General features: G+C 58.6%; 24 protein-coding genes. 12 read left to right on the forward strand and 12 right to left on the reverse strand.

Features of this window, described 5'->3' with window-relative positions; translation table 11 throughout:
- Positions 1-56 precede the first annotated feature (56 nt).
- Together hrcA and MN186_RS09390 are read left to right on the forward strand one after the other, a co-directional pair.
- Positions 57-1,121 (forward strand): heat-inducible transcriptional repressor HrcA, encoded by a 1,065-nt coding sequence (gene hrcA / locus MN186_RS09385; RefSeq protein WP_242114117.1) that lies wholly within the window; start codon positions 57-59, stop codon positions 1,119-1,121.
- 67 nt (positions 1,122-1,188) lie between these two features.
- Entirely contained in the window at positions 1,189-1,698 is a 510-nt protein-coding gene (locus MN186_RS09390; protein WP_242114322.1) for a nucleotide exchange factor GrpE, read from the forward strand.
- 45 nt (positions 1,699-1,743) lie between these two features.
- Here MN186_RS09390 and mutS read toward each other — a convergent pair whose 3' ends face one another.
- A complete protein-coding gene (gene mutS, locus MN186_RS09395; RefSeq protein ID WP_242114323.1) occupies positions 1,744-4,365 on the reverse strand; it encodes a DNA mismatch repair protein MutS in 2,622 nt (873 codons plus the stop codon).
- Between the two features lie 94 nt (positions 4,366-4,459).
- Positions 4,460-5,470: a UDP-glucose 4-epimerase GalE gene (gene galE / locus MN186_RS09400; protein WP_242114118.1), complete on the reverse strand. Its 1,011-nt coding sequence runs from the start codon at positions 5,468-5,470 to the stop codon at positions 4,460-4,462.
- Between the two features lie 242 nt (positions 5,471-5,712).
- Between galE and MN186_RS09405 the strand changes: the two genes are divergently transcribed.
- Positions 5,713-7,974, forward strand: coding sequence for an NADP-dependent malic enzyme (locus MN186_RS09405; protein ID WP_242114119.1), 2,262 nt, complete (start codon positions 5,713-5,715; stop codon positions 7,972-7,974).
- A gap of 80 nt (positions 7,975-8,054) precedes the next feature.
- On the opposite strand, the gene MN186_RS09410 is transcribed toward MN186_RS09405, so the two are convergent.
- The 3 genes from MN186_RS09410 to MN186_RS09420 all read right to left on the reverse strand — a co-directional run bounded on the left by MN186_RS09410 (position 8,055) and on the right by MN186_RS09420 (position 12,245).
- Entirely contained in the window at positions 8,055-10,268 is a 2,214-nt protein-coding gene (locus MN186_RS09410) for an NADP-dependent isocitrate dehydrogenase (protein ID WP_242114120.1), read from the reverse strand.
- Positions 10,269-10,407: 139 nt separating this feature from the next.
- On the reverse strand, positions 10,408-11,160 hold the full coding sequence (locus MN186_RS09415) for a GNAT family N-acetyltransferase (RefSeq protein WP_242114121.1): 753 nt from the start codon (positions 11,158-11,160) through the stop codon (positions 10,408-10,410).
- Between the two features lie 65 nt (positions 11,161-11,225).
- Positions 11,226-12,245, reverse strand: coding sequence for an isocitrate/isopropylmalate dehydrogenase family protein (locus MN186_RS09420; RefSeq protein ID WP_242114122.1), 1,020 nt, complete (start codon positions 12,243-12,245; stop codon positions 11,226-11,228).
- 185 nt (positions 12,246-12,430) lie between these two features.
- Between MN186_RS09420 and MN186_RS09425 the strand changes: the two genes are divergently transcribed.
- Positions 12,431-13,312, forward strand: coding sequence for a ribokinase (locus tag MN186_RS09425; RefSeq protein ID WP_242114123.1), 882 nt, complete (start codon positions 12,431-12,433; stop codon positions 13,310-13,312).
- Here MN186_RS09425 and MN186_RS09430 read toward each other — a convergent pair.
- From MN186_RS09430 to MN186_RS09440, 3 genes are all read right to left on the reverse strand, one after another.
- Positions 13,309-13,593, reverse strand: coding sequence for an SCP2 sterol-binding domain-containing protein (locus MN186_RS09430; RefSeq protein ID WP_242114124.1), 285 nt, complete (start codon positions 13,591-13,593; stop codon positions 13,309-13,311). The genes MN186_RS09425 and MN186_RS09430 overlap by 4 nt on opposite strands.
- 72 nt (positions 13,594-13,665) lie before the next feature.
- A complete protein-coding gene (locus tag MN186_RS09435; RefSeq protein ID WP_242114324.1) occupies positions 13,666-14,070 on the reverse strand; it encodes a DUF1810 domain-containing protein in 405 nt (134 codons plus the stop codon).
- 35 nt (positions 14,071-14,105) lie between these two features.
- Positions 14,106-15,332, reverse strand: a complete 1,227-nt coding sequence (locus MN186_RS09440; protein WP_242114125.1) for an argininosuccinate synthase — start codon at positions 15,330-15,332, stop codon at positions 14,106-14,108.
- Positions 15,333-15,465: 133 nt separating this feature from the next.
- Between MN186_RS09440 and ilvA the strand changes: the two genes are divergently transcribed.
- Positions 15,466-16,713 (forward strand): threonine ammonia-lyase IlvA, encoded by a 1,248-nt coding sequence (gene ilvA / locus MN186_RS09445; protein ID WP_242114126.1) that lies wholly within the window; start codon positions 15,466-15,468, stop codon positions 16,711-16,713.
- Here ilvA and MN186_RS09450 read toward each other — a convergent pair.
- Complete coding sequence (locus MN186_RS09450) at positions 16,710-17,024, reverse strand: Hpt domain-containing protein (RefSeq protein WP_242114127.1); 315 nt, start codon at positions 17,022-17,024, stop codon at positions 16,710-16,712. The two genes, ilvA and MN186_RS09450, sit on opposite strands and share 4 nt — an antisense overlap.
- 216 nt (positions 17,025-17,240) lie before the next feature.
- On the opposite strand from MN186_RS09450, the gene MN186_RS09455 reads away from it, so the two are divergent.
- Positions 17,241-18,473 (forward strand): PP2C family protein-serine/threonine phosphatase, encoded by a 1,233-nt coding sequence (locus MN186_RS09455; protein WP_242114128.1) that lies wholly within the window; start codon positions 17,241-17,243, stop codon positions 18,471-18,473.
- Here the strand turns inward: MN186_RS09455 and MN186_RS09460 are convergent.
- Positions 18,452-18,895, reverse strand: coding sequence for an NUDIX domain-containing protein (locus tag MN186_RS09460; protein WP_242114129.1), 444 nt, complete (start codon positions 18,893-18,895; stop codon positions 18,452-18,454). The two genes, MN186_RS09455 and MN186_RS09460, sit on opposite strands and share 22 nt — an antisense overlap.
- 72 nt (positions 18,896-18,967) lie before the next feature.
- On the opposite strand from MN186_RS09460, the gene hslO reads away from it, so the two are divergent.
- The 5 genes from hslO (at position 18,968) to MN186_RS09485 (ending at position 23,509) form a co-directional block, all read left to right on the forward strand.
- Complete coding sequence (hslO, locus tag MN186_RS09465; protein WP_242114130.1) at positions 18,968-19,969, forward strand: Hsp33 family molecular chaperone HslO; 1,002 nt, start codon at positions 18,968-18,970, stop codon at positions 19,967-19,969.
- Entirely contained in the window at positions 19,956-20,558 is a 603-nt protein-coding gene (locus tag MN186_RS09470; RefSeq protein ID WP_420838926.1) for a CoA pyrophosphatase, read from the forward strand. The genes hslO and MN186_RS09470 overlap by 14 nt, the downstream gene beginning before the upstream one ends.
- On the forward strand, positions 20,555-21,700 hold the full coding sequence (locus tag MN186_RS09475) for a CCA tRNA nucleotidyltransferase (protein WP_242114131.1): 1,146 nt from the start codon (positions 20,555-20,557) through the stop codon (positions 21,698-21,700). Before MN186_RS09470 ends, MN186_RS09475 begins: the two co-directional genes overlap by 4 nt.
- Positions 21,697-22,917: a class I SAM-dependent RNA methyltransferase gene (locus MN186_RS09480; protein WP_242114132.1), complete on the forward strand. Its 1,221-nt coding sequence runs from the start codon at positions 21,697-21,699 to the stop codon at positions 22,915-22,917. The genes MN186_RS09475 and MN186_RS09480 overlap by 4 nt, the downstream gene beginning before the upstream one ends.
- Positions 22,918-23,014: 97 nt before the next feature.
- The gene (locus tag MN186_RS09485; protein ID WP_242114133.1) at positions 23,015-23,509 is read left to right on the forward strand and encodes a L,D-transpeptidase family protein; all 495 of its coding nucleotides are present in this window, start codon (positions 23,015-23,017) and stop codon (positions 23,507-23,509) included.
- A gap of 20 nt (positions 23,510-23,529) precedes the next feature.
- On the opposite strand, the gene dalA is transcribed toward MN186_RS09485, so the two are convergent.
- Complete coding sequence (gene dalA, locus MN186_RS09490; RefSeq protein ID WP_242114134.1) at positions 23,530-24,024, reverse strand: divisome-associated lipoprotein DalA; 495 nt, start codon at positions 24,022-24,024, stop codon at positions 23,530-23,532.
- 170 nt (positions 24,025-24,194) lie between these two features.
- Here dalA and MN186_RS09495 point away from each other — a divergent pair, with 170 nt between their 5' ends.
- Positions 24,195-24,797 carry a L,D-transpeptidase gene (locus MN186_RS09495; protein WP_242114135.1) on the forward strand — a complete coding sequence of 201 codons (603 nt, stop codon included), beginning with the start codon at positions 24,195-24,197 and terminating at the stop codon, positions 24,795-24,797.
- Positions 24,798-24,877: 80 nt separating this feature from the next.
- On the opposite strand, the gene trxA is transcribed toward MN186_RS09495, so the two are convergent.
- The gene (gene trxA, locus MN186_RS09500) at positions 24,878-25,198 is read right to left on the reverse strand and encodes a thioredoxin (RefSeq protein ID WP_242114136.1); all 321 of its coding nucleotides are present in this window, start codon (positions 25,196-25,198) and stop codon (positions 24,878-24,880) included.
- Positions 25,199-25,213: the final 15 nt, after the last annotated feature.

Genomic DNA, 25,213 nt, shown 5'->3' on the forward strand with positions numbered 1-25,213 from the left:
TTCATATTCAAAGTCGTGATACCCATGGCGCTGGCGAAAAAGCAAGGCGATTGCGTATGGAAGACGGCCCCGATCTGATGAATGACATGAACGCCCGCTCGCGCGAGGTATTTCGAAGCGTGGTCGAAGGCTATCTGAACACCGGTGCGCCTGTTGGGTCGCGCACCTTGACCCGCGCCCTGACCGAAAAGGTCAGCGCCGCGACCATTCGCAACGTAATGCAGGATCTAGAGTTCATGGGCCTGCTGGACAGCCCGCACGTTTCAGCCGGACGTATCCCGACCGAACTTGGTTTGCGGATGTTCGTGGATGGATTGTTGGAAGTGTCGGATCTGGATCAGGGCGACCGGCAGAAAATTGATGCGACCGTTGGGAAAACCGACAATAATATCAATACGATTATGGATCGGGTTGGGTCTGCCTTGTCTGGTATCACTGCTGGTGCCAGTCTTGTATTGACCCCGAAACACGAAGCCCCGATCAAACATATTGAATTCGTGTCATTGGGCGGCGATCGCGCTTTGGTCGTTTTGGTCTTTGCGGACGGACATGTGGAAAACCGCGTGTTCACGCCGCCGGTTGGACAAACCCCATCTTCGATGCGCGAAGCGGCGAATTTTCTGAACGCGCTGGCTGAGGGGCGCACAATCTCTGAGCTACAGACCATCGTAACGCATGAAATCAAGACGCGACGGCAGGAACTGGATGTTCTGGCGCAGGATCTTGTCGAAAGTGGAGCCGCGCTTTGGGAGAACGAAGGACAGCCCTATGAACGGCTGATCGTGCGCGGGCGGTCGAATCTGTTGGCCGAAGATGCCGAAGCCGCTGACATTGAAAAGATTAAAACGCTGTTTGACGACCTTGAACGCAAGCGCGACATCGCCGAATTCCTTGAATTGGCCGATCAGGGCGAAGGCGTTCGCATTTTTATTGGGTCCGAGAACAAACTTTTCTCACTTTCGGGTAGCTCTTTGGTGGTTTCACCATATATGAACTCTGATCGAAAGATCATTGGCGCGGTTGGGGTCATTGGCCCCACGCGTTTGAATTATGGAAGGATCGTCCCCATCGTGGACTATACCGCTCAATTGATCGGTAAGATGATCTCGGATCGAAGATAAAGGCGAACAGATGGCTGACGCTAAGAAAAATGCAGTAGAAGACCTGGAATCAGCGATCGACGAGCTGATGACCGAAGAAGTGGATGTTGACCTGACCGACGAACAGCCGCCGGTCGATGAACTGGCCGCCCTGCGGGCCGAGCGCGATGAATTCAAGGACCGTTTCATGCGGGCCTTGGCGGATGCCGAAAACACCCGCAAGCGGGGCGAACGGGATCGACGCGAAGCCGAGCAATATGGCGGATCGAAACTGGCCCGGGACATGCTGCCCGTTTACGACAACATGAAGCGCGCTTTGGAAGCGGCGGGCGACGCAGGCGATGGCGCAAAGGCGCTGGTCGAAGGTGTCGAGCTGACCATGCGATCATTGCTGAACATTTTTGAGAAGCACGGCATTCGTCTGCTGTCCCCCGAATTGGGCGAGAAATTCGACCCCGAGGTGCACGAGGCGATGTTCGAAGCCCCGCTGCCCGGCACGAAGGCAGGCGACATCATTCAGGTGATGAACGAAGGGTTCATGCTGCATGACCGCCTGCTGCGCCCGGCACAAGTGGGAGTCTCGTCCACCCCGAAGTAAGTGTAACTGGTCAGAACAGCGCCCCCGTTTTCTTCGGGGGCGTTTTCATTTCTGGCCCAACTTTTCCCTAAGCTCATACAGCAGGTTCAGCGCTTCGATCGGGCGCAGGCTGTCGGGCTGGATTTCGGCCAGGGTCTGTTCGATCTCGGACGGTCCAGTCGGTTTTGTCTGCGCGGGCGGCGGCGTCGCGGCAAACAAGGGCAGATCGTCGATGACCGCCTTCTGGCCGGTGCCTTCACGTTCGCCTTTCTCCAGCGCAGTCAGCACGACGTTCGCCCGCGCGATCACGCTGTCGGGCAGGCCCGCAAGCTTGGCGACTTGCACGCCGTAAGACCGGTCGGCCGCGCCTTTGCGCACCTCATGCAGGAACACCACATCGCCTTCCCATTCCTTGACCGCAATCGTGGCGTTTTCGACGCCGTCCAGCTTGGCGGCAAGCTGTGTCATCTCGTGATAATGCGTGGCGAACAGGGCGCGGCAGCGATTGACGTCGTGAAGGTGTTCCAACGTGGCCCAGGCGATGGACAGGCCGTCATAGGTCGCAGTGCCGCGTCCGATTTCATCCAGAATGACCAAGGCGCGGTCGTCAGCCTGGTTCAGGATTGCGGCGGTCTCGACCATTTCGACCATAAAGGTGGACCGCCCACGCGCCAGATCGTCCGAAGCCCCGACCCGGCTGAACAGTTGTGAAACAATCCCGATATGCGCAGATTTGGCGGGCACATAACTGCCACTTTGCGCCAGCAGCGCGATCAGCGCATTTTGCCGAAGGAAAGTCGACTTGCCTGCCATGTTGGGGCCGGTCAGCAGCCAGATGCTGGCCGCCGACGCGGCGTCCGACAGGTCGCAATCGTTGGCGACAAAGGGGTCGCCGGTTCGCTTCAGCGATGCCTCGACCACCGGGTGGCGCCCCGCCTGAACGTCGAACATGCGGCTGTCATCGACCTTGGGTGCGGACCAGCCTTCGGACCGGGCAAGATCGGCAAAGGCACTGGCGACATCCAGTTCAGCCAGGGCGCGGGCGGTGTTGGCGACCTGCGCGGCTTGATCCAAAATATGCGAAACCAAGGCGGAATAGAGCCGCTTTTCGATTTCCAACGCCCGGTTTCCCGCATTCAGGATTTTGGTCTCCATATCGCTCAGCGCAACGGTCGTGAAGCGCACGGCGTTGGCGGTGGTTTGGCGGTGGATGTAATGCTCGGACAGGGGCGCGCTCAGCATCTTTTCCGCGTGGGTGGCGGTGGTTTCGATGAAATAGCCAAGCACGTTATTGTGCTTTATCTTCAGGCTGCCGATGCCGGTATGGTCGGCATATTGCGCCTGCATCCCGGCAATCACGCCGCGCCCCTCGTCACGCAGCTTACGGGCCTCGTCCAATTCGGCGTCATAGCCCGGTGCGATAAATCCACCATCGCGCGCCAGCAGAGGCGGTTCGGCAACCAAGGCGTCTTCCAGCAGGTTCGACAGGTCGTCATGCCCGGTCAGCGCGACTGCCGCATCGGTGATGCGAGCGGGAGGGTCTTGGCCTGCCAGCATCTGCGCAATATCTGCCGCCGCCGCGATGCCGCTGCGAATGGCGGCCAGATCCCGCGGACCGCCGCGATCAAGTCCAAGCCGCGACAGTGCGCGATCCATGTCGGGCACTTTGCGCAGGGCGGCGCGCATATCCTCGGCCAGTCGGGGGGCGTCCTTGAAGAACGTGACGGTGGCAAGTCGGTCATGAATTTCGGCAAGGTCGCAGGATGGGCTGGACAGACGCCGTTCCAACAGCCGCCCGCCGCCTGCGGTCGTGGTGCGGTCAATCACCGACAAAAGCGATCCGTCGCGTCCGCCTGACAGGCTGTGCGTCAACTCCAGATTGCGCCTTGTTGCGGCGTCGATCTGCATCGTGCCATGTGCCATTTCCCGGACCGGAGGGCGCAGCAGCGGTAGTTTGCCCTTCTGTGTGATCTCAAGATATTCAACGATCGCGCCCATCGCACCAAGCTCGGCGCGCGTGAAGGTGCCGAACGCATCCAGTGATCCGACCTTGAACAAGTCCAGCAGCCGCTTTTCCGCGCCTGTGCTGTCAAAGGCGGCGCGCCCAAGCTCGGTGCCGGAAGCGCCGGATTCAGAGACTAATTCACCCAAATCCAAAAAAAGATCATCGCAGAATACCAGTTCACGCGGGGCCAGCCGGGCCATTTCGGGCGAAAGCCGCGTGCGGGTGCAGGGCATTACGCGAAAAGCACCGGTCGAGATATCGACCCACGCCAGCGCCGCGTCATCGCGCACCTCGTTGTAGGCGGCAAGGAAGTTGTGGCGGCGGGCGTCCAGCAGGCTTTCTTCGGTCAGCGTACCGGGCGTGACCAGCCGGACGACGTCGCGCTTCACCACCGATTTCGACCCACGCTTCTTGGCCTCGGCCGGGTCTTCCATCTGTTCGCAGACGGCGACACGAAACCCTTTGCGGATCAGGGTCAGCAGATAGCCTTCGGCAGAATGCACGGGCACGCCGCACATCGGAATGTCCTGATCAAGATGTTTTCCGCGTTTCGTCAGCGCAATGTCCAGCGCGGCGGCAGCGGCGACGGCGTCGTCAAAGAACAGCTCGTAAAAGTCGCCCATGCGATAGAACAAAAGCGCGTCGGGATAGTCTTTCTTGATCTCAAGAAACTGCGCCATCATCGGCGTGACTTTGGCTGTCTTGTCGCTCACCTTCGGTCCCCCGTGATCCGGTTTGCGACAGACTATGGCGTTCGCTGGCGGGGCGAAAGACCCATCAGGTGTTTTTGCGCCGCGAGATCCAGTTCCAGCTTGAGGCGCACATCTGATCCAGACCCAATTCCGCCTTGAAGCCCAGAATTTCCTTCGCCAGACGCGTGTCACCATAGACGCAGGCGACATCTCCGGCGCGGCGCGGCGCGATGCGGTAAGGCAGTGTGCGTCCGGCGGCACGTTCATAGGCGCGCAGCACCTCAAGCACAGAATAGCCGGTGCCCGTGCCAAGGTTCACCACATGCCCCTTGCCAGATTTCAACAGTGCATCCAGCGATTGCACATGCCCCCGCGCCAGGTCGATCACATGGATATAGTCGCGTACGCCGGTGCCGTCGGGCGTGTCGTAATCGTCGCCCCAGACCGAAAGCTGCTCCAATTCGTCGGTGGCAACTTTGGCGATATAGGGCATAAGGTTGTTCGGAATGTCGTTCGGGTCTTCGCCGATCAGTCCGGTGTCATGCGCACCCACGGGGTTGAAATACCGCAATACGCCGAAGGTCCAGCGGTTGTCCGATGCGGCAATCTGCTCCAGAGATTGTTCGCAGGCCAGCTTGGTGAACCCATAGGGGTTGTTAAAGCTGCGCGGCGCGGCCTCGCTGACCGGCAATTCGTCAGGCTGGCCATAGACGGTGGCCGAGGACGAAAAGACCAACGTGAACAGGTCGGCGCGCTGCATCGAGCGCAGCAGCGCATACAGCCCCGCGATGTTCGTGTTCAGATAATCCAGCGGTTTCTCGACGCTTTCGCCCACCGCTTTCAGCGCAGCGAAGTGAATGACGGCGGCGATGTCGTGGTCGGCAAAGATGCGGTCAAGCAGGGCTTCGTCCAGCACGTCGCCTTCGATGCAGGTGACGGGCGCGCCGGTGATGACCTCTAGCCGGTCGGTGACATTGCGCCGGGCGTTCGAGAAATTGTCCAGGATGATTGCGTCATAACCTGCGTCTTTCAGGGCGACATAGGTATGCGAGCCAATGAACCCCGCGCCGCCCGTTAGTAAGATCTTCTGTACCACATGAAACCTCTTGACCATTGGCCGAGGTATAGGCCGGATCGGGCCAAAAGGCACGAATGAATGATGACGGCGCGACGACGAAACCGAAATTGCTGTTATTGCGAAGGTCAGCGAGCAGAGCGCATTAAAATTACGTCTAAAAACGATATCAAGACATAAAATTACGTCAATAGTGGTTGAGGCCGCCGCCGACCCCCTGTAAGGCTTTGCCCCACAACGATCATTTACAAAAGGCCGCCGCAATGCCCAAAGCCAAGATCACGTCAGAAGAGGCGCTTGCCTTCCACCTGGACCCGATGCCCGGCAAGTTCGAGGTCACGCCTTCGGTCCCCATGACGACGCAGCGCGATTTGTCGCTGGCCTATAGCCCTGGCGTGGCGGTCCCGTGCGAGTCGATCGCGGCCGATCCGCAAACGGCGTATGACTATACGAACAAGGGCAATCTGGTCGCCGTTATCTCGAACGGGACGGCGGTTTTGGGGTTGGGCAATTTGGGTGCGCTCGCGTCAAAGCCGGTGATGGAAGGCAAGGCGGTGCTGTTCAAGCGGTTTGCGGACGTGAACTCGATCGACATTGAGCTTGATACCGAAGATCCCGACGCCTTCATCGACGCGGTCAAGCTGATGGGCCCGACCTTTGGTGGCATCAACCTTGAAGATATCAAGGCGCCCGAGTGCTTCATCATCGAACAGCGCCTGAAAGAAGAAATGGATATTCCCGTTTTCCATGACGATCAGCATGGAACAGCGGTGATCTGTGCGGCGGGCTTGATGAACGCGCTGCACCTGTCGGGTAAGAAGATCGAAGATTGCCGGATCGTCGCCAATGGCGCGGGGGCGGCGGGCATCGCATGCGTTGAATTGATCAAGGCGATGGGCGCCAAGCACGACAATTGTATCCTTTGCGATACGAAAGGCGTGATCTATCAGGGGCGCAAGGAAGGCATGAACCAGTGGAAATCTGCCCACGCCGCCAACACCGACCTGCGCACGCTGGAAGACGCGATGGAAGGTGCTGACGTGTTTTTGGGCGTGTCTGCCAAGGGCGCGGTGACGCAGGACATGGTCGCCTCGATGGCCGATAACCCGGTGATTTTCGCGATGGCAAACCCCGACCCGGAAATCACTCCGGAAGAAGCCCACGAGGTGCGCAACGACGCGATCGTCGCCACGGGGCGATCAGATTACCCCAACCAGGTAAATAACGTGCTGGGCTTTCCCTATCTTTTTCGCGGCGCGCTGGACATCAATGCCCGCGCCATCAATGACGAAATGAAGATCGCCTGCGCCCGTGCCCTGGCCGAATTGGCGCGCGAGGATGTGCCGGACGAGGTCGCGCTGGCATATGGTAAGAAACTGACCTTTGGGCGCGATTATATTATCCCGACCCCCTTTGATCCGCGTCTTATCCACGTCATTCCCCCCGCCGTTGCGCGGGCGGGCATGGATACGGGCGTCGCACGTCGCCCCATCATAGACATGGATGGGTATGAGCTTAGCTTGAAGGCGCGGATGGACCCGACTGCCTCGATCCTGCGCGGGATCACGGCGCGGGCGCGGAAAAATCAGGCGACGATGATCTTTGCAGAAGGTGACACGCCGCAGGTTCTTCGCGCCGCCGTGCAGTATCAGCGCAACGGATATGGCCGCGCTTTGGTCATTGGCCGAGAAGAGGACGTGAAATCCAAGTTGCAAGCCGAAGGGCTGGGTGACGCCGTGCGTGAACTGCGCGTCGTGAATGCCGCCAATACCGAGCATCTGCCTGCCTATAAGGATTTTTTGTACAACCGTCTTCAAAGGACCGGGTTTGATCACCACGATATCCGGCGGCTGGCGTCGCGCGACCGGCATGTGTTCGCGTCCCTGATGTTGGCGCACGGGCATGGCGATGGGCTGGTCACGGGGGCCACCCGCAAATCCGCCTATGTGCTGGACCGGATCAACCATGTGTTCGATGCGCGCGCCACCGATGGTGCGGTTGGTGTGACCGCGCTTTTGCACAGGGGGCGCATCGTTCTGATTGCCGATACGCTGGTTCATGAGTGGCCCGACGCCGAGGATTTGGCAAACATCGCCGAACGCACCGCAGGGGTGGCGCGTGGCTTGGGGCTTGAACCGCGGGTGGCATTCGTCAGCTTCTCGACCTTCGGGTATCCGGTGTCGGAACGTGCCGAAAAGATGCACGAAGCGCCCGCCATTCTGGAGGCCCGCGGCGCGGATTTCGAATTTGATGGCGAGATGACAGCTGATGTTGCCCTGAACGCAGACGTGCTGGCGCAATATCCGTTCTGTCGCCTGTCGGCCCCCGCGAATATTCTGGTGGTGCCGGCGCGGCATTCGGCGTCAATTTCGGTCAAGATGATGCAGGAACTGGCAGGCGCGACGGTGATTGGTCCGATCCTGTCGGGTATTGATCAACCAATCCAGATTTGCTCGACCAACTCGACGTCAAACGACATTCTGAACATGGCGGTCTTGGCCGCGGCCCGGTTGGGCGAACGCTAAGCGCATTTAACGACGCCTTATCAAAACGAAAACGCCCCGCCAGACAACTGACGGGGCGTGCGGTTAACCCTGCGGACAGATTAGCTGATGATGTCGTTCAGCGTCGTGCTGGGCCGCATCACATTGGCTTTCTTCTCTGCGCTCGGGTGGTAATAGCCGCCGATATCGGCCGTCGGGCCTTGAACAGCGGCAAGCTCGCCCAGAATGGCGTCTTCATTGTCAGCCAGTGCTTTTGCTACGGGGGCAAATTCTGCCGCGATCTCGGCGTCGTCGTTTTGGGCAGCCAGAGCTTCCGCCCAATAGCGCGCAAACCAATAGTGGCTGGCGCGGTTGTCCGGCTCCCCGACCTTGCGCGAGGGCGAACGGTTGTTGTCCAGAATACCCTGCGTCGCATCCTCAGCCGCACGACCCAGAACGCCCGCCTTGGTGTTGCCCTTCTGATCTGCCAAGAAGTTCAGGCTTTCGCCCAGCGCGCAGAATTCGCCCATCGAGTCCCAGCGCAGGTGGTTTTCCTGGACTAACTGCTGAACGTGTTTAGGGGCCGAGCCACCGGCACCGGTTTCAAACAGCCCGCCACCATTCATCAGCTTCACGATCGACAGCATCTTGGCCGAGGTGCCAAGCTCCAGAATCGGGAACAGGTCCGTCAGATAATCGCGCAGCACGTTGCCGGTGATGGCAATCGAATCCTTGCCCGCCGTGATGGTTTTCAACGATTGGCGGGTTGCTTCACGCGGGGCCATAATCTGGAACTTGTCGGCGACACCGGCTTCTTTCAACGCTGGCTTCACATATTTGATCAGCTCGGCGTCATGGGCGCGGTTTGCGTCCAGCCAGAAGATCGCTTCCGACCCGGTCAGGCGTTGACGGTCTATCGCAAGCTCGATCCAGTTTTCGATCGGTGCTTTCTTCACGGTGCAAGCGCGCCAGATATCCCCAGCTTCAACGTCGTGCGAATGAAGCGTGTCACCATTTGCCAGAACGACGCGAATGGTGCCATCGGCGGGCGCTTCGAACGTGGTGGGGTGCGAGCCGTATTCTTCGGCTTTCTGCGCCATTAGACCCACATTTGCGACAGCACCGGCAGTGGTCACGTCCAGCTTGCCGTTTTCCTTGAAGAAGTTGATCGTCTCGTCATAGACGGTCGCATAGCAGCGGTCGGGGATCACGCAATTGGTATCACCTTTATTGCCGTCGGCGTCCCAGCCCTTGCCGCCCGCGCGGATCACGGCGGGCATCGAGGCGTCGATGATCACATCTGACGGCACGTGCAGGTTGGTGATGCCTTTGTCACTGTCGACCATATACATAGCGGGGCGTTCGGCGCGAACGGCGTCAATGGCGGCCATGATCTCGGCGTCGCCTTTCACACGTTCCAGCAAGTCGCCCATGCCCGAGTTCGGGCTAACGCCCAGCGCCTCTAGTTTCTTGCCATATTTTTCGAACACTGGGGCCAGCCAGGCTTTCACGGCGTGACCGAAAATGATCGGGTCCGAGACTTTCATCATGGTCGCTTTCAGGTGAAGCGAGAACATGGTGCCGTCGGCCTTGGTATCCTGGATGGCATCCGCCAAGAAGGCGCCAAGGGCTTTGGCCGACATGAAGGTTGCGTCCGCAATGGTGCCTTCATCCAGCATCCAGCCGTCTTTCAGAACGGTAACGTCGCCGTCTTTGCCGACGAATTCGATCTTTGCGTCACCTGCCTGATCTGCGGTGATCGTGGCTGCCTTCTCGTTCGCATAGAAATCATTGTCGGGCATGGACGATACTTTGGTTTTGCTGTCAGCCGACCAATCCCCCATTGAATGCGGGTTATTTTGGGCGAAGTTCTTCACAGCTTTTGCCGCGCGACGGTCCGAGTTGCCTTCGCGCAGAACCGGGTTCACCGCCGAGCCCTTGATCGCATCATAGCGCGCGCGGATGGCTTTTTCGTCGTCTGTCTTGGGCTCTTCCGGATAGTCAGGAAGCTTGTAGCCTTGCGCCTGCAGCTCTTCTACCGCTGCCATGAGTTGCGGCACCGAGGCCGAGATGTTCGGCAATTTGATCACGTTGGCATCGGGTGTTTTCACCAGTTTGCCAAGTTCGGCCAGATCGTCCGTCTGGCGTTGTTCTTCGGTCAGCTTCTCGGGAAAAGCCGCCAAGATGCGCGCCGCAAGCGAGATATCCTTGGTGCCAACGGTCACGCCGGCGGCGGACGCAAAGCGTTTGATGATGGGCAGGAACGACGCGCTGGCCAGCTCGGGCGCTTCGTCTACAATGGTATACAGAATATCAGGTTGCGATGTATCGGTCATGTCAGGACACCTCTTTTTTCGTGGAGAGCTTCGCCGAGGGGTCAACGCCCCGAATGGCGAAAGGTGAGATTTCCCCACCCACATACACAAGATTGCCACGAAAAAAAAGGGACTTGCGCGCAGAAGGGGCGGTTTTCGGCTATGATAACGCAAGCAGCGGCATGATCTGTTTCTTCAACAGATAGTGGCTGGCAATCTCGCGCCCATCATGGACGATGGAAAATACGCCATAAGGGTTCGGAACCTGCTGACGCAGCTGCTTTGCGGATGTGACTTCGATGGCGCGAAAGGGAATGCCTGCGTCGTGCGCCGCATCTTTTGCGTTGCTGGTAGCGTCTTCCAGATACGGGCACTGCGCACTGTGAAACACGCTCAAGCCGGGGCCACAGGCGGTGGCTTTCTGGTCAAAACCGCCGACAATGCGCGGCAATGGAACGTCGCCAAATGCCTTTAGCATCAGATCAAAGTCAGGGTCTGACTGATCGACAGGATCATAGCCACGCGCCGCCAGGATTTTCTTGTCGATCAACCAATTGCCTTTGCGGGTCAGGGCGGTCACGCCGCGATAGCCGTTATCACGCGCCCAAGCCTCAACTTCGTCCAGCAGTTGTTTGGCGTGGCCTTTGCCCTGGCTTTTGCCGACAACCCAAAGGCAGTGAATGGCAACAAGATCATCGGCGTTTTCGATACCGCGCCAAGCGTACTTGGCTGGGATGAATTCGACAAACCCGCGCTCGCTGTCGCCCAGCAGGCGCAGCTGCATCCCTTCTGAAAACCGGTCAGCCAGCCACGCGCGCTTCCGCTTCCAAGCGCTGGTCTTGCGTGCGCTCATCTTGCAGAAGAAACCGTGCTTTTCGACGGTATCATTTGTGACGGTGATCAAGTCTGTCATGCGAGCCTCTTTCGTGCAGGCTCGCATGATTTATCTGAGTTGTCTTTGAGGCGCGTCAAACGGGCCTAAAGCCGATCCATAATCGCTTCGGCGATCGACATGGTGTTGCCGGTGCCACCCAAATCGGGCGTAACCCGGTCTTTCGCTTGAACAGTGTCTATCACGGCCTTTTTCAGACGGTCCGCGTCGCCGTTCAGGCCTACATGTTCCAGCATCAGACCGGCACCCATCAGGAAGGCGCAGGGGTTCGCTTTCTGCTGGCCGGCAATGTCGGGGGCCGATCCATGGACAGCCTCGAAAATTGCGGCGTCTTTGCCGATATTGGCGCCGGGGGCCAGCCCCAGACCGCCGACCAGCCCGGCGGCAAGGTCGGACAGGATGTCGCCGAACAGGTTGGTGGTGACGATCACGTCGAAGGCATCGGGATACATGACCATCTGCATGGCGCAGGCATCAACGATGCGGTCATCCCATTCCACGCGGCCCTCGTATTCTTTCGCCACGTCGCGCGCTTCTTCAAGAAACATGCCGGACAGCAGTTTCAGGATGTTGGCCTTGTGAACGATCGAGACTTTCTTGCGCCCGTTGGCGACAGCGTATTCGAATGCAGCGCGGGTGATCCGCCGCGCTTCATCTTTGGTGTTGTAACCGGTGGAGTAGACTTTGCCTTGCGGGTCGCCGTTATGTTCCATGTATCCTTCGTCGGCGATGTAGTACCCTTCAAGGTTCTCGCGAAAGATCACCATGTCGACATTGTCATACCGGCCATCGGTCTTGATGGTCTTGGTGGGACGCACGTTGGCAAAAAGCTCAAACTCCTGCCGAAGTTGCAGGTTGATCGACGTGAAGCCACCGCCAACCGGGGTGGTCAGGGGACCTTTCAGCGCCAGCTTGGTGCGGCGGATGCTATCGATTGTTTCTTGCGGAAGGGGTACGCCAGATGCGTCAATGCCTGCCATGCCCGCTTGCTGCACATCCCATTTGAAGGGCGCGCCCATGTGGTCAAGGATGGCGGTCACGGCTTCGGTGATTTCTGGGCCGATCCCATCGCCGGGGATCAAGGTGGCGTCGATCTGAGTGGTCATGGCGGATTGTCCCTTGTTGCGAGAAACCTGAATTCTGGCCCTCGTATAGTCGGTATACAATGGAATACAACCACAAAGTCACATCCATAAAGCGGAATGAAACGTCGGTCGCATCGTGCGGATATCAAGATTTCAGCTTGCGGTGGCCGTGTCAAAGACTAGGGTTTCGGCAATAAGGGGGGACCATGCCCATCTTCAATTTCGGCTCGATCAATATCGACAATTTCTACTACCTGCCGCACCTGCCGCAACCGGGCGAGACACTTAGCTCTGACCGCTACGTGCAGCAGATGGGCGGGAAGGGCGCCAACCAATCGGTTGCCGCAGCGCGGGCGGGCAGTGCTGTGATCCATATCGGTGCGGTCGGCGAAAATGGTGGATGGTGTCGTGATACGCTGGACGCAGCGGGCGTCGATACGCGGCATGTTCAGTCGCTGACCGCACCTACAGGACATGCGAACATTTATGTCGACCGGGCGGCTGAGAACCAGATCGTGCTGCTGCCCGGCGCCAATCGAGCGATGGAATGGGATGCGGTTCGCGCGGCGATCGAAGCGGCGACCGCAGGCGACATATTGCTGTTACAGAACGAAACCGACCATGTGCAGCGCGCCGCCGAAACAGGACGCGCCCAAGAGATGCGCGTGATCTATTCCGCCGCCCCGTTCGAGCCAAAGGCGGTTCAGGCGGTGCTGCCCTTCTGTGATCTTCTTGCGTTGAACCAGGTCGAAGCCGATCAGCTGTCGCAGGCGCTGGGCGTTGCAATCGAGGATATCAATGTGCCTGCCGTGCTGATCACGCGCGGGGCTGATGGGGCAGTATGGCGCGATCAGGTTAAGGGCACCGAGGTCAACGCCCCCGCCTTTCGCGTCGATCCTGTCGACACGACTGGCGCCGGGGATTGTTTCATCGGTAATTTTGCGGCGGCTCTAGATCAGGGGCACGGGGTCAAGACCGCGCTTCTGAAAGCCTCGGCCGCATCTGCCATTCAGGTCACGCGTGAAGGCACGTCCGAGGTTATGCCGCGCGCAGACGAGGTTGTGGATTTCTTGGCCGAAAGGCTCTAACCCAGCAGCCTTGCCAGTTTCAGCGCGGTCGGCACATCGCCCGAGATCTTGATTTTGCCCATCATCACGGCGGTCATCGGGTTCAGTTTCCCGGCAAGAAGCTGTTGCAGGTGCTCGGTCGACAGACGCAGCGCGCAATCGGTATCGCGATCTTGCGTGCTGGCGTGATTGTCGGCCAACACGATCACCCCGTCTGGCCCGCAATCGAATTTAAGCGACCCGTCGAAGCCGCGCCCATCAAGACCGGCCTGAATCCCCTCGGCGATTTTTTGAAGTGGCATCTTGTTTCCCCTTTTCGTCAGCGATAAGGGCGGCGAAGCGGGAAGACAAGATTGACCAAAGGGCGGCTGACGTCAGGTTCGGTCCAAAGCCACCACGGTGCGCGGGCACGGGGCGCCGTTATAAAAAGCGTCCAACACCTGTTCAAAGACGGATGGCGCATCCGGCACTGCGGCGAAAAGCGTCATGCTGGATTGCAATTTTTTCGCGTCTATCTTGCCCAATATCGCAACTGGGTCCGTCCCAGTATGTTCCAGCAGCAGGGACGAGGTGATAACCAGCCGACGTTTCAATTCGTCATGTGCCAGATAGGCGGTCGCTTCTTCCAGCCCCTCAAGCCCGTAAAGCTGGGACATGTCCGACTGGCCCAATTCGGCCAGCTGCGGAAATACGAACCACATCCAGTGACTGGTCTTTTCCCCGGCCTGCAACTCGCTCAGGACATCGCTCCAAACGGTGTCCTGAGCTTCGATGAACATCTCCAGTTCATCATCGTCGAAATCGTCGTCGTAAGTCACTTTTCAAAACGTTTGTTGCGCATAGCGATCAGTTTCAGGCGCAGGGCGCTGAGCTGAATGAACCCCGCCGCGTCGGTTTGGTCATATGCGCCCATATCCTCTTCGAACGTTACGTGTTCTTCCGAGTAAAGTGAATGGTCCGACCAGCGGCCCACCACACGGGCTAAACCTTTGTAAAGCTTCATGCGGACGGTGCCGGTCACATGGTCCTGGCTGGCGTCGATGGCGGCTTGCAGCATTTCGCGCTCGGGGCTGAACCAATAGCCGTTATAGATCAGCTCGGCGTATTTCGGCATCAACTCGTCTTTCAGGTGCATCGCGCCGCGGTCCATGGTGATCGATTCGATCCCGCGATGGGCGTCCAGAAGGATCGTACCGCCCGGTGTTTCATAGATGCCGCGCGACTTCATGCCCACATAGCGCCCTTCGACAAGGTCAATGCGCCCAATCCCGTGCTTGCCACCATAGTCATTCAGCGCGGTCAGAAGCGTTGCTGGCGACATCTCGACCCCGTTGATCGACACGGCATCGCCCTTTTCAAAGCCGATCTCGATATATTCGGGCGTGTCGGGCGCGTCTTCGGGATGCACGGTGCGCTGATACACGTAATCGGGCGCTTCCTCGGCGGGATCTTCCAGCGATTTCCCTTCGGACGAGGTGTGCAGAAGGTTTGCGTCGACCGAAAATGGCGCCTCGCCGCGTTTGTCTTTGGCGACCGGAATCTGGTGTTGCTCGGCGAACTCCAGCAGGCGCGTCCGTGACCCCAGATCCCATTCACGCCACGGCGCGATGACCTGAATATCGGGGTTCAGCGCGTAACATGCCAATTCAAACCGCACTTGGTCGTTGCCCTTGCCGGTGGCGCCGTGGCTGACCGCATCACCACCATGTTCTTCGGCAATCTCGACCAGCCGTTTCGAAATCAGGGGCCGCGCAATCGAGGTGCCAAGCAGATACAGACCCTCGTACACTGCATTGGCGCGGAACATCGGGAATACATAGTCGCGCACAAATTCTTCGCGCAGGTCTTCGATGTGGATGTTTTCTGGCTTGATGCCCAGCATCTCGGCTTTTTTGCGGGCCGGTTCCAGTTCTTCACCCTGACCCAGATCAGCGGTGAACGTGATCACCTCGCACCCGTATTCGGTTTGCAGCCATTTCAGAATGATCGAGGTATCAAGACCACCGGAATAGGCAAGAACAACTTTTTTGGGTGCTGACATCATATTCTCCTACATGTGTTCTGCGCGCAGTTACCTTTTTTTGTTGGCAAGAGCAAGGATCGTCGCCCCGCGATTGGTCGGGTCCAGCGATGCAGGGCTTGAACCGGTGGCCGTTTCAGGCAAAAGCTGGGTTATGACCAGCTTTACAGACAAAGCCCACAGCGCCGAGCATCTGATGCGAACGCTGTTTGCGGCCACGCCCTTGCAACGAAACGATCACCTGTCGGGTCTCTATGACGCCGATATCTGGCTGAAGCGCGAGGACCTCAGCCCGGTGCGCAGCTATAAAATCCGCGGCGCGCTGAATGCGATGGCGAAGGTGCGTGCGCGCAGTCCCGGGACAGGGGTGTTCGTTTGTGCGTCGGCCGGAAATCATGCGCAGGGTGTGGCTTTTGTCTGCCGGCATTTCGATGTTCAGGGCGTGATTTTCATGCCTGTTACCACGCCGCGTCAAAAAATCGCCAAGACGCGCATGTTCGGTGGCGATAATGTGGAAATCCGCATGGTTGGTGACTATTTCGACGACACACTGGCCGAGGCAAAGCGGTATTGTTCTGACGCCGGTGGGCACTTTCTGTCACCCTTCGACGATCTGGATGTAATCGAAGGTCAAGCCAGCGTCGCCGCCGAGATTGTCGAACAACTGCGCCGCGCGCCGGACATGATCGTGCTGCCTGTGGGGGGTGGGGGGTTATCGGCGGGAATCACGCAATATTTGCGCGACGTCGCACCCCAGACTGACATCAGGTATGTCGAACCAGCAGGCGGCGCCAGTTTGCGGGCCGCGCTGAACGCCGGGCAGCCGGTCAAGATTGATCATGTGGATAACTTTGTCGATGGCGCGGCGGTGGCACAGATCGGGCGGATGACATTTGATGTGCTGAAATCGGTGCCCTCCGACCACGTCCTGACCGCGCCCGAAGATCGCATCTGCGCCACGATCATCGAGATGCTGAATGTCGAAGGTGTGGTGCTGGAGCCCGCCGGCGCTTTGTCCGTCGATGCCCTGAAAGATCTGCGCGACGAGATAAAGGGAAAAACCGTGGTCTGCGTGACCTCGGGCGGGAATTTCGATTTCGAACGGCTGCCCGAAGTGAAGGAACGCAGCCAACGCTACGCGGGCGTGAAGAAATATTTTCTGCTGCGCTTGCCCCAGCGACCGGGTGCCTTACGTGATTTTCTTCAACTTCTTGGTCCTGACGACAATATTGCGCGGTTTGAATACATGAAGAAAAGCGCGCGCAATTTCGGGTCGGTTCTGATCGGTATCGAATCAAGCAGCCCACAGAATTTCGAGACACTGTTTTCCCGGTTGGATGACCGCGGCTTTGTTTATTCCGATATCACCAACGACGAAACTGTTGCGGAGTTCATTGTCTAATCCCCCAGCAAGAAAGCGGTTTTCGATTCGTCATAGGTCTTAAACACCGGGGCCAATGGAACCGCATCATAATTGCCCGCAGCCGCCTCACGCTCACCCTCGCCACAGAGCTTCGACAAGGCGTCGAAGCCCAGATTCAGGGACGAACTTTTCAAAAAGTGCATGTCCTGTTCAAATAATGCGGGTTTGGGCGCAGACTTGAGGCGGTAAATCACCTCCTCCACTTCTTCCAGGAACAACTCTGCCACCTCGGCAAAATCGTCATCGCCGATTTCGGCCTTTAAATCGTTTACGCGATCCCAATTGATCATCAAAACCTCCGACACTTACGCCTTCACAGTAGTGATCATTCGTTAACAACCAGTAAGTGGCTGCTTTTTGATAAAAATTTCGTATTAAAGGCCTGTTAAACGATGATGGCTAACCATCGTCAACAGAACCGAATCCAAGGTCGAGGACGCCGATTGAACGCCGCATCTGCATATATAGGTTGTGATGCACCCACCCAACCGGCAACGCCTTTGCCAGTGACCGACAATCCGGTGCGCCGTATCCTGGTCGTTGACGATAGTCGGGCGCAGCGCCGCATTTTGACATCGTCCCTGACCCGGCAGGGGTATGAAGTGATCGAAGCCGGCACCGGTGGTGAGGCGTTGGAAATCTGTCAGACCGAACGGTTTGACCTGATCCTGAGTGACTGGATGATGCCCGGCATGGACGGCTTGGCACTGTGCAAGGCCTTCCGTGAACTGTCACATGGTAGCTATGTTTATTTTATCCTGCTGACCGCGAAAACCGACAAGGGGGCGGTTGCGCAGGGGTTGGACGTGGGGGCGGATGACTTTCTTGCCAAGCCGGTCAACGCAGACGAGTTGCGCGCGCGAATCAATGCAGGCGGACGGGTTTTGTCGATGACACGTGAACTGCAGGACAAGAACCGGCTTGTCACCGCCACGCTGGCCGAGATCCGGGCGCTTTATGACTCTCTGGATCGTGACCTTGTCGAAGCGCGGAAGATGCAGCAATCGCTGGTGCGCGAGAAATACAGGGATTTCGGCAAGGCGGAAGTGTCGCTGATGCTGAAGCCCTGCGGCCATGTGGGGGGCGATCTGGTCGGGTTTTTCGATGCAGGTCGCGACATGCTGGCCTTTTATTCGATTGATGTGTCCGGGCATGGGATTGCCTCGGCGCTTCTGACAGCGCGGCTGGCATCCTATCTCTCTGATGGGTCGCCTACGCATAACATTGCGTTGGATGTGACGCCAAATGGTGATTACGTCTGTCGCCCGCCCGAGGATGTAGCGCGAGACTTGAACCAGCTTCTGTTGAACGATCTGCGGTCCGAACATTATTTCACCATGCTGTTCGGTTATCTGAACCTGCAAACCGGCGCCGTCCAGATGGCGCAATGCGGCCACCCGAACGGGGTGCTGCTTTCTGATAACCGTGTGCGGTTCGTTGGTGAAGGTGGCTTGCCCGTCGGCTTGATCGAGGACGCGCAGTTTGAACGGCAACACCTTATGCTGGCGCCGGGTGATCGGCTGCTCTTTTATTCCGACGGTTTCACGGAATGTGTGGATGACACAGGTACCATGCTGGACGAAGATGGGTTTGCCCGAATTCTTGAGGAAAATAGCAACGTGACCAACGAAGCACTGTTCGACGCGTTAGTGTGGGATCTTGATGCGTTCTCTAACGGCCGGGATTTGGGCGATGACCTGTCTTGCGTGATGGTCACCTACCGCCCAGAAAGGGCGTAACGCCGGACGAAATACCGGTCTCCGTCATTGTATAGAAGGCGCAGTGCCGCCTTTGGTCCGGTCCAAATCGCGCTATGGCCTGGCTCCTGTGGTGGTCCGATCTGACGTGTCGGCCGGGCGGCATAGATGTGGCAGATCTTTTCCGCCCAGATCTGATAATCGGGCATATATGTGAACCGTCGATAGGCACCCAAATGCCGGGGTTTGGTGATTTTCCAGCCTGTCTCTTCCAGCACCTCGCGGTGCAGCGCGACCGGGCCGCGCTCGTCTGGCTCAATGCCGCCACCCGGTAATTGAAATTCGTCAAACGGTTCGGCCTGATGGGTGATCAACATATCGCGCCCGGCGATCAGGATTGCATAGGCGCCGGGGCGCAGCACGTATTTGCGACCAAACTGCCGTTGCGAGCCAAATCTACGCATCTGCCCTTTTTCCTTCGGTTGCCGACACCATATAGACGCGGTATGCCAAGCTGAACGCCGATAGGAAACCCCATGACCCTTGGAACCCAAATTGCCTGGGATGATACCATCCTGCCTTTTCAATTGGACCGAAGTGACATTCGCGGCCGGGTGTTGCGGCTGGACGGAACCCTGGACACCATCCTGTCGCAGCACGACTATCCCCCCGCAATCGAGGCGTTGGTCGCAGAAGCCGCCATGTTGACTGCAATGATCGGCCAGACCATCAAGATGCAATGGAAGCTGTCGTTGCAAGTGCGCGGTGATGGGCCGGCGCGGCTGATCGCAACCGATTATTATGCCCCCGAGAAAGAGGGCGAACCCGCCACCATTCGCGCCTATGCCAGCTATGACGCCGACCGACTGGACGCGAATGGGCCGGGGTTTGCGCAGATCGGCAAGGGGTATTTCGCGGTCTTGATTCATCAGGGCAGCGAACAGAAGCCTTATACCGGAATGACGCCGCTTGCCGGCAATTCCCTGTCCGATTGCGCGCAGGCCTATTTTGCGCAGTCTGAACAGTTGCCCACCCGATTTCACCTGACATTCGGCAAATCGACCTGGACCGGCGGCGAAGAAAGCTGGCGCGCAGGTGGGGTGATGCTGCAACATTTGCCCAAGGCATCGCCGCATGTCACAGGCGAAGGCGGTTCTGGTGAAGGTGGCCTGCTGGCTGCGCAAGATCTGATGTCGGATGATGATGCCGAAAACTGGAACCGGGCGAATATCCTGCTCAGCTCGGTGGAGGAACTTGAGCTGGTTGGCCCCTCGGTTCAGCCGACGGATCTGTTGGTGCGGCTGTTTCACGAAGAGGAACCGCGCGTGTTTGAGCCGCAAGCCGTCAGCTTCGGGTGCCCGTGTTCAGAGGCCCGCGTGCGCGAAAGCCTGTCGATCTATTCAGCCCGCGATTTGCGTCATATGACCACCGACGATGGCCGGGTGACGGCAAGTTGCCAGTTCTGTGGCGCGCATTACGACCTTGACCCAGCCACATTGGGCAAGGACGCGATTGACCCGGATGATGCCGGTGACTGACATGATCGACATGATCCGGCGTGCCCTTGCCCAACCGGGCCGGGCCAGTTCGGATTTCGATCTGAACCCGGATATTCAACTGCCCGCAGGGCGCAAGCTGCGTCCTGCGGGTGTTCTGGTTCCGCTTCTGTGGCGCGAAGACGAACTTCAGTTGATCCTGACAAAGCGCTCTTCAGCTTTGAAGCATCACCCCGGCCAGATCGCGTTTCCCGGCGGCAAGGTTGATCCGGGCGACGCCGATGCCACTGCGGCTGCACTGCGCGAAGCACAGGAAGAGGTCGGTCTGCCTTCGGACTTGGTCGATATCATCGGTAAATTGCCGTCGCATGAGACCGTGACGGGTTTTTCCGTGACGCCCATCGTGGGGCATATAACGCGGCATTTCGACATTATCGCCGAGGTTGGCGAGGTGGAAGAGGTGTTTCTGGTTCCCCTGAAACACGTGACGAAACTTGCCCGATACAGCCAGCAAGGGCGGTATTGGCAGGGTCATATGCGGATGTATGAAACCGTGCCGTTCGGGCCTTATTATATCTGGGGCGCCACCGCGCGAATGTTGCGCGGGCTGGCTGAAAGGTTGCCGCAATGACTCGTGTGCGGGGCGATTGGATCAATGCGCCCGCCGCGCAGGCCGTGAGTCGCGCCATTGAGGCCGCGGGACATCAGGTGTTCTTCGTCGGCGGGTGTGTGCGCAACGATCTGTTGGGTGCGCCGATCTCGGACCTTGATTTATCCACCGACGCGCTGCCTGATCGGGTGATGCGAATTGCGGTCGACGCTGGGCTGCGTGCTGTGCCGACAGGCATTGATCACGGCACCGTCACTGTTGTTGCCGATGGCGAAGGGCTGGAGGTCACGACCTTCCGCAAGGACGTTGAAACAGACGGGCGGCGCGCCGTGGTCGCGTTTTCGGATCGGCTGGAAGACGACGCCCATCGGCGTGATTTCACGATGAATGCGCTTTATGCGACGCCCGACGGCGCCATTTGCGACCCGCTGGGCGGGCTGCATGACCTGCGGGCGCGGCGGGTTCGGTTCATCGACAACGCAGGCGCGCGTATTCGCGAAGACTATCTGCGCACGCTTCGGTTTTTTCGGTTTCATGCTTGGTATGGCGACCCCGCTGGCGGAATGGACGCGGACGCACTGGCAGGGATTGCCTCAAATTTGGCTGGGTTAGAGACGCTTTCCCGCGAACGTGTCGGTGCCGAGATGCTGAAGCTGCTAGCCGCACCTGATCCGGCCCGTGCGGTTGCGACGATGGCGCAGACCGGCGTGCTTGGAATTGTTCTGCCGGGGGCAGATGCCAGTGGCCTCCCGTCCCTGATCCATCTGGAGGGCGACTGTCCCCCAGACCCGATCCGCCGCCTTGCTGCTTTGGGGGGCCAGGACGTGCCCGACCGCCTGCGCCTGTCCAAACGTGACCGGAAGCAGTTGGCGGTCATTCGGGAGGGGATGGGCTCGGTCATGCCGGCGGGGGAACTGGCCTATCGCCACGGTGCCGATCTTGCCACAGACGTGGTGCTGCTTCGTTCCGCGCAGATGGGTGCGCCGTTGGATGCGTGTATTTGGGACGACATCGCGAAAGGTGCGCAGGCCACGTTTCCCGTGCAGCCCGCCGACCTGATGCCCGCGCTCAACGGCCCTGAACTGGGCGCACAGTTGCGCCGCATAGAAGCGCGCTGGATCGCGTCGGGGTTTGAATTGCAACGAAAGGATCTGCTGACGTGACCGGCACATATCTGATCGAGCGCTTGGGGCATCTGGGCGATGGCATTGCGCCGGGGCCAGTGTTCGCACCGCGCTGCCTGCCCGGCGAAACCATCACCGGCGAGGTCGTGGATGGGCGCATCGAAGCGCCGCGCATCATCACCCCCTCGCCTGATCGGGTGAAGGCGTCGTGCCCGCATTACAATGCCTGCGGCGGGTGTGCGTTGCTTCATGCCTCGGATGCGTTTGTGGCCGATTGGAAAACCGATGTCGTCCGCACGGCGCTTGCGGCGCATGGGTTGTCGCCTGACTTTCGGCCGATCCAGACCTCGCCCCCACGCTCGCGCCGCCGCGCGGTGCTTTCTGCTAAGCGCGCAAAGAAAGGGGCGATCATCGGGTTTCATGGGCGCAAGTCGGGTGCGATCACCGGGATCGAACATTGCCACCTGTTGCACCCGAACATTTTGCAGGCGCTTCCGGCGCTGGGCGAATTGGCGATGTTCGGTGCGTCGCGCAAGGGTGAATTGTCGATCAATGTCGTGCAATCTGCGGCTGGGCTGGATGTCGCTGTCACGGGCGGAAAGCCACTTGACCGCGAATTAGAGACTGATCTGGCGCAAGCCCTGCACAAATTCGGCTTTGCGCGACTTGCCTGGAATGGCGAGGTGATTGCGACCGAAACGCCACCTGCGCAGATGTTCGGAGCCGCCGCCGTGGTGCCACCCTCGGGCGCGTTTCTACAAGCCACCCGCGAAGGCGAAGCCGCGCTGCTTGATGCCGTACGCGAGGTTGTCGGGCCCGCGAAATCCGTTGTTGATCTGTTTGCGGGCTGTGGCACTTTCGCCCTGCCGCTTGCCCAATCGGCTGACGTTCTGGCGGTCGAAGGACACGCCGCCATGGCAGATGCGCTTGCGCTGGGTTGGCGTCAGACGCAGGGCTTGCGTCACGTGAAGACCGAGGTGCGCGATCTGTTTCGCAACCCGTTGATGGCCGACGATCTGACTGGTTTCGACGCCGCAGTGATTGATCCGCCCCGCGCGGGCGCCGAGGCACAGATCGAACAGCTTGCCGTGTCGGATATCGCGCGAATCGCGATGGTGTCTTGCAGTGCAGTCACGTTTGCGCGGGATGCCAAGACGCTGGTCGATGCGGGGTATACGCTGGATTGGGTGCAGGTCGTGGACCAGTTCCGGTGGTCGACCCATATCGAACAGGTGGCCAGCTTTACCCAAACCTGAACGGTTTCGCCAATAACGCGACTGCTAAGCAAATGGGTTTGAGTTGCGCGCATTCTGATCTACGATGCTAAAAAAACGAGCAGTGTGGACACCAGAAATGAGACTCTACTTAACGATCCTCGCGGTCCTGTCCTTGGTCTTTGTCGCGTCCTGTGCCCCCAAGCAATACAGCTATGATGGGCCAGAGGTGACACAGATCATCGTTAACAAGGGCGCGCGCAAGATGTATCTGATGCACGGAAACGAGATCCTTAAAAGCTATCGAATCGACCTTGGATTCGCGCCCAACGGCCGCAAGAAATATGAAGGCGACGGCAAAACGCCCGAGGGGCGGTATGTGATCGACCGCCGCAATCCGAAAAGCGCGTTCTATCTGTCAATTGGCGTGTCGTACCCCAACCGACAGAATGTCGAGACGGCTCGCGCCGCAGGGCGCAAACCCGGTGGTGACATCTTCATCCACGGCGGCAGGCGACCGCAGGATCCCAAGCGGCCTGATTGGACGGCTGGATGTATCTCGGTCAAGGATCGTGAGATGCGCGAGATTTTCACGATGGTCCGGCTGGGCACCGTGATCGACATCAACCCGTAAAAGTGCGTGGGGATAGGGGCTTAGCCTCCCATCTCCATCACCCACCAGATCTTGCCGTTGCGTTCTTGATGCCACGCAAAGCCCAAGTTTCGCGCGCGCGGATCAAGGATGATGCGCCGTGTGTCAGGCTTACCCATCCAGGCCGATAGGGTCTGAAGTTCGGTTTCAAAAGTTTCCGAGATATTTTCCCCCAGATACAGGCCTGAATACCCTGCTCGGCGTGCCCGGTCGATCGGTGATGAGCCGTCAGAGCCGAAATGCCACGGGCGGTTTTGCACCGACATGTCGCGTGCATGGGTCTGCGCGGCGGCGTTCAGTTGCGAATTCAGCTGCAATGGCGGCGCGCCTGCGGCCTGACGCAGTTCATTAATGCTGTCCAGCATCCGGTACTGAATCTTCGACGTCTGCGACGACGAGATTTTATAGATATTCACGCCACCACCGGTGCCGGTCATCCCCGGATCACAGGCTGCCAAGGCAACAGTCGCGGCGATCGCAATCAAAAATACACGCATTGTCTTTCTCTCGTTCAAGAACCTTTATAATCGGGCCTGCATATCGTGAGTGGCGCAAAGTAGCAAATGACGGTAGTGCGAGAATGGGCTGATCAATGCCGTTTGATTTGCGACTGGTGCTAAAGCGCCATATATATGTACACAACACGTGAATCTTTTGGAGATGAGCAATGCGGAAAAAAACTGAAGCCCTGCTGGGCAGGCGCGCATTCATTGGCGGAACGATAGCGGCAGCAAGTGGTCTGGCAACACCTGCGCTTGCGCAGTTTGAAGATACGACCGAAGGCGAACGCGATCTGACCGAGGTGGTCAAGCGCAATATTTCAAGCTTCCGTTCGTTAGATTGGCGGCCCTATTTCAGCAACACGCGCAATGGGGCAATTCTGGTCGACACAAGCTCGCGCTGTTTGCATTACTGGTCCGAAGATCAATCACTTTATCGGCTGTATCCAAGCTCGGTTCCGCTGAGCGAAGATCTAACCCGGCTGGGCCGCACCAGCGTCGTTCGCAAGGTTGAAGGCCCGTCTTGGGCGCCAACACCGGCGATGCGCAAGCGCAACCCGGAATGGCCGCCCTTCGTCGGTCCGGGCCCGGATAATCCGATGGGCACTCATGCGCTGTATCTTAGCTGGAAATACTATCGTATCCACGGCACGCATGACACGCGCAAGATCGGGCGCCAGTCGTCTAACGGGTGTATCGGTCTGTATAATAGGCACATCGCCGAGCTGTTCAGCTATGCCAAGAATGGCACGCAGGTTCTGTTGATCTGATCGCAGACCACAGCGGCACAAAGGCAACAAAAAAAGCCCCGCCAGTTTCGGCGGGGCTTTTTTGTTCAACTTTGGCAGGATCAGACGGCTTCATCGATCCACGACTGGAGCGCGGCCTTGGGGGCGGCGCCAACCTTGTTGGACACAACCTGACCGTCTTTGAACATGAACAGTGCGGGGATGCCACGAACGCCCATCTGCGCGGGTGAATTCGGGTTTTCGTCCACATTGACCTTCACGATCTTGATCTTGCCTTCGTATTCGGCCGACAATTCTTCCAATGCCGGACCGATCTGCTTGCAAGGACCACACCATTCGGCCCAGAAATCGACGATCACGGGAAGGTCGGACTGACGCACTTCCTGTTCGAAGGTGGCATCGGTGACAGCTACGGTTGCCATGTTGTGTTCTCCTGA

The organism is Aliiroseovarius sediminis, assembly GCF_022678485.1.
Taxonomy (GTDB): Bacteria; Pseudomonadota; Alphaproteobacteria; order Rhodobacterales; family Rhodobacteraceae; genus Aliiroseovarius; species Aliiroseovarius sediminis.

Excerpts from the sequence above, each read along its gene's own strand:
- hrcA (WP_242114117.1), top strand. The coding sequence starts at position 57 with ATGGAAGACGGCCCCGATCTGATGAATGACATGAACGCCCGCTCGCGC.
- MN186_RS09390 (WP_242114322.1), top strand. The coding sequence starts at position 1,189 with ATGACCGAAGAAGTGGATGTTGACCTGACCGACGAACAGCCGCCGGTC.
- mutS (WP_242114323.1), bottom strand. The coding sequence starts at position 4,365 with ATGATGGCGCAGTTTCTTGAGATCAAGAAAGACTATCCCGACGCGCTT.
- MN186_RS09405 (WP_242114119.1), top strand. The coding sequence starts at position 5,713 with ATGCCCAAAGCCAAGATCACGTCAGAAGAGGCGCTTGCCTTCCACCTG.
- MN186_RS09410 (WP_242114120.1), bottom strand. The coding sequence starts at position 10,268 with ATGACCGATACATCGCAACCTGATATTCTGTATACCATTGTAGACGAA.
- MN186_RS09415 (WP_242114121.1), bottom strand. The coding sequence starts at position 11,160 with ATGACAGACTTGATCACCGTCACAAATGATACCGTCGAAAAGCACGGT.
- MN186_RS09420 (WP_242114122.1), bottom strand. The coding sequence starts at position 12,245 with ATGACCACTCAGATCGACGCCACCTTGATCCCCGGCGATGGGATCGGC.
- MN186_RS09425 (WP_242114123.1), top strand. The coding sequence starts at position 12,431 with ATGCCCATCTTCAATTTCGGCTCGATCAATATCGACAATTTCTACTAC.
- MN186_RS09430 (WP_242114124.1), bottom strand. The coding sequence starts at position 13,593 with ATGCCACTTCAAAAAATCGCCGAGGGGATTCAGGCCGGTCTTGATGGG.
- MN186_RS09435 (WP_242114324.1), bottom strand. The coding sequence starts at position 14,070 with ATGTTCATCGAAGCTCAGGACACCGTTTGGAGCGATGTCCTGAGCGAG.
- MN186_RS09440 (WP_242114125.1), bottom strand. The coding sequence starts at position 15,332 with ATGTCAGCACCCAAAAAAGTTGTTCTTGCCTATTCCGGTGGTCTTGAT.
- ilvA (WP_242114126.1), top strand. The coding sequence starts at position 15,466 with ATGACCAGCTTTACAGACAAAGCCCACAGCGCCGAGCATCTGATGCGA.
- MN186_RS09450 (WP_242114127.1), bottom strand. The coding sequence starts at position 17,024 with ATGATCAATTGGGATCGCGTAAACGATTTAAAGGCCGAAATCGGCGAT.
- MN186_RS09460 (WP_242114129.1), bottom strand. The coding sequence starts at position 18,895 with ATGCGTAGATTTGGCTCGCAACGGCAGTTTGGTCGCAAATACGTGCTG.
- hslO (WP_242114130.1), top strand. The coding sequence starts at position 18,968 with ATGACCCTTGGAACCCAAATTGCCTGGGATGATACCATCCTGCCTTTT.
- MN186_RS09470 (WP_420838926.1), top strand. The coding sequence starts at position 19,956 with ATGCCGGTGACTGACATGATCGACATGATCCGGCGTGCCCTTGCCCAA.
- MN186_RS09475 (WP_242114131.1), top strand. The coding sequence starts at position 20,555 with ATGACTCGTGTGCGGGGCGATTGGATCAATGCGCCCGCCGCGCAGGCC.
- MN186_RS09485 (WP_242114133.1), top strand. The coding sequence starts at position 23,015 with ATGAGACTCTACTTAACGATCCTCGCGGTCCTGTCCTTGGTCTTTGTC.
- dalA (WP_242114134.1), bottom strand. The coding sequence starts at position 24,024 with ATGCGTGTATTTTTGATTGCGATCGCCGCGACTGTTGCCTTGGCAGCC.
- MN186_RS09495 (WP_242114135.1), top strand. The coding sequence starts at position 24,195 with ATGCGGAAAAAAACTGAAGCCCTGCTGGGCAGGCGCGCATTCATTGGC.
- trxA (WP_242114136.1), bottom strand. The coding sequence starts at position 25,198 with ATGGCAACCGTAGCTGTCACCGATGCCACCTTCGAACAGGAAGTGCGT.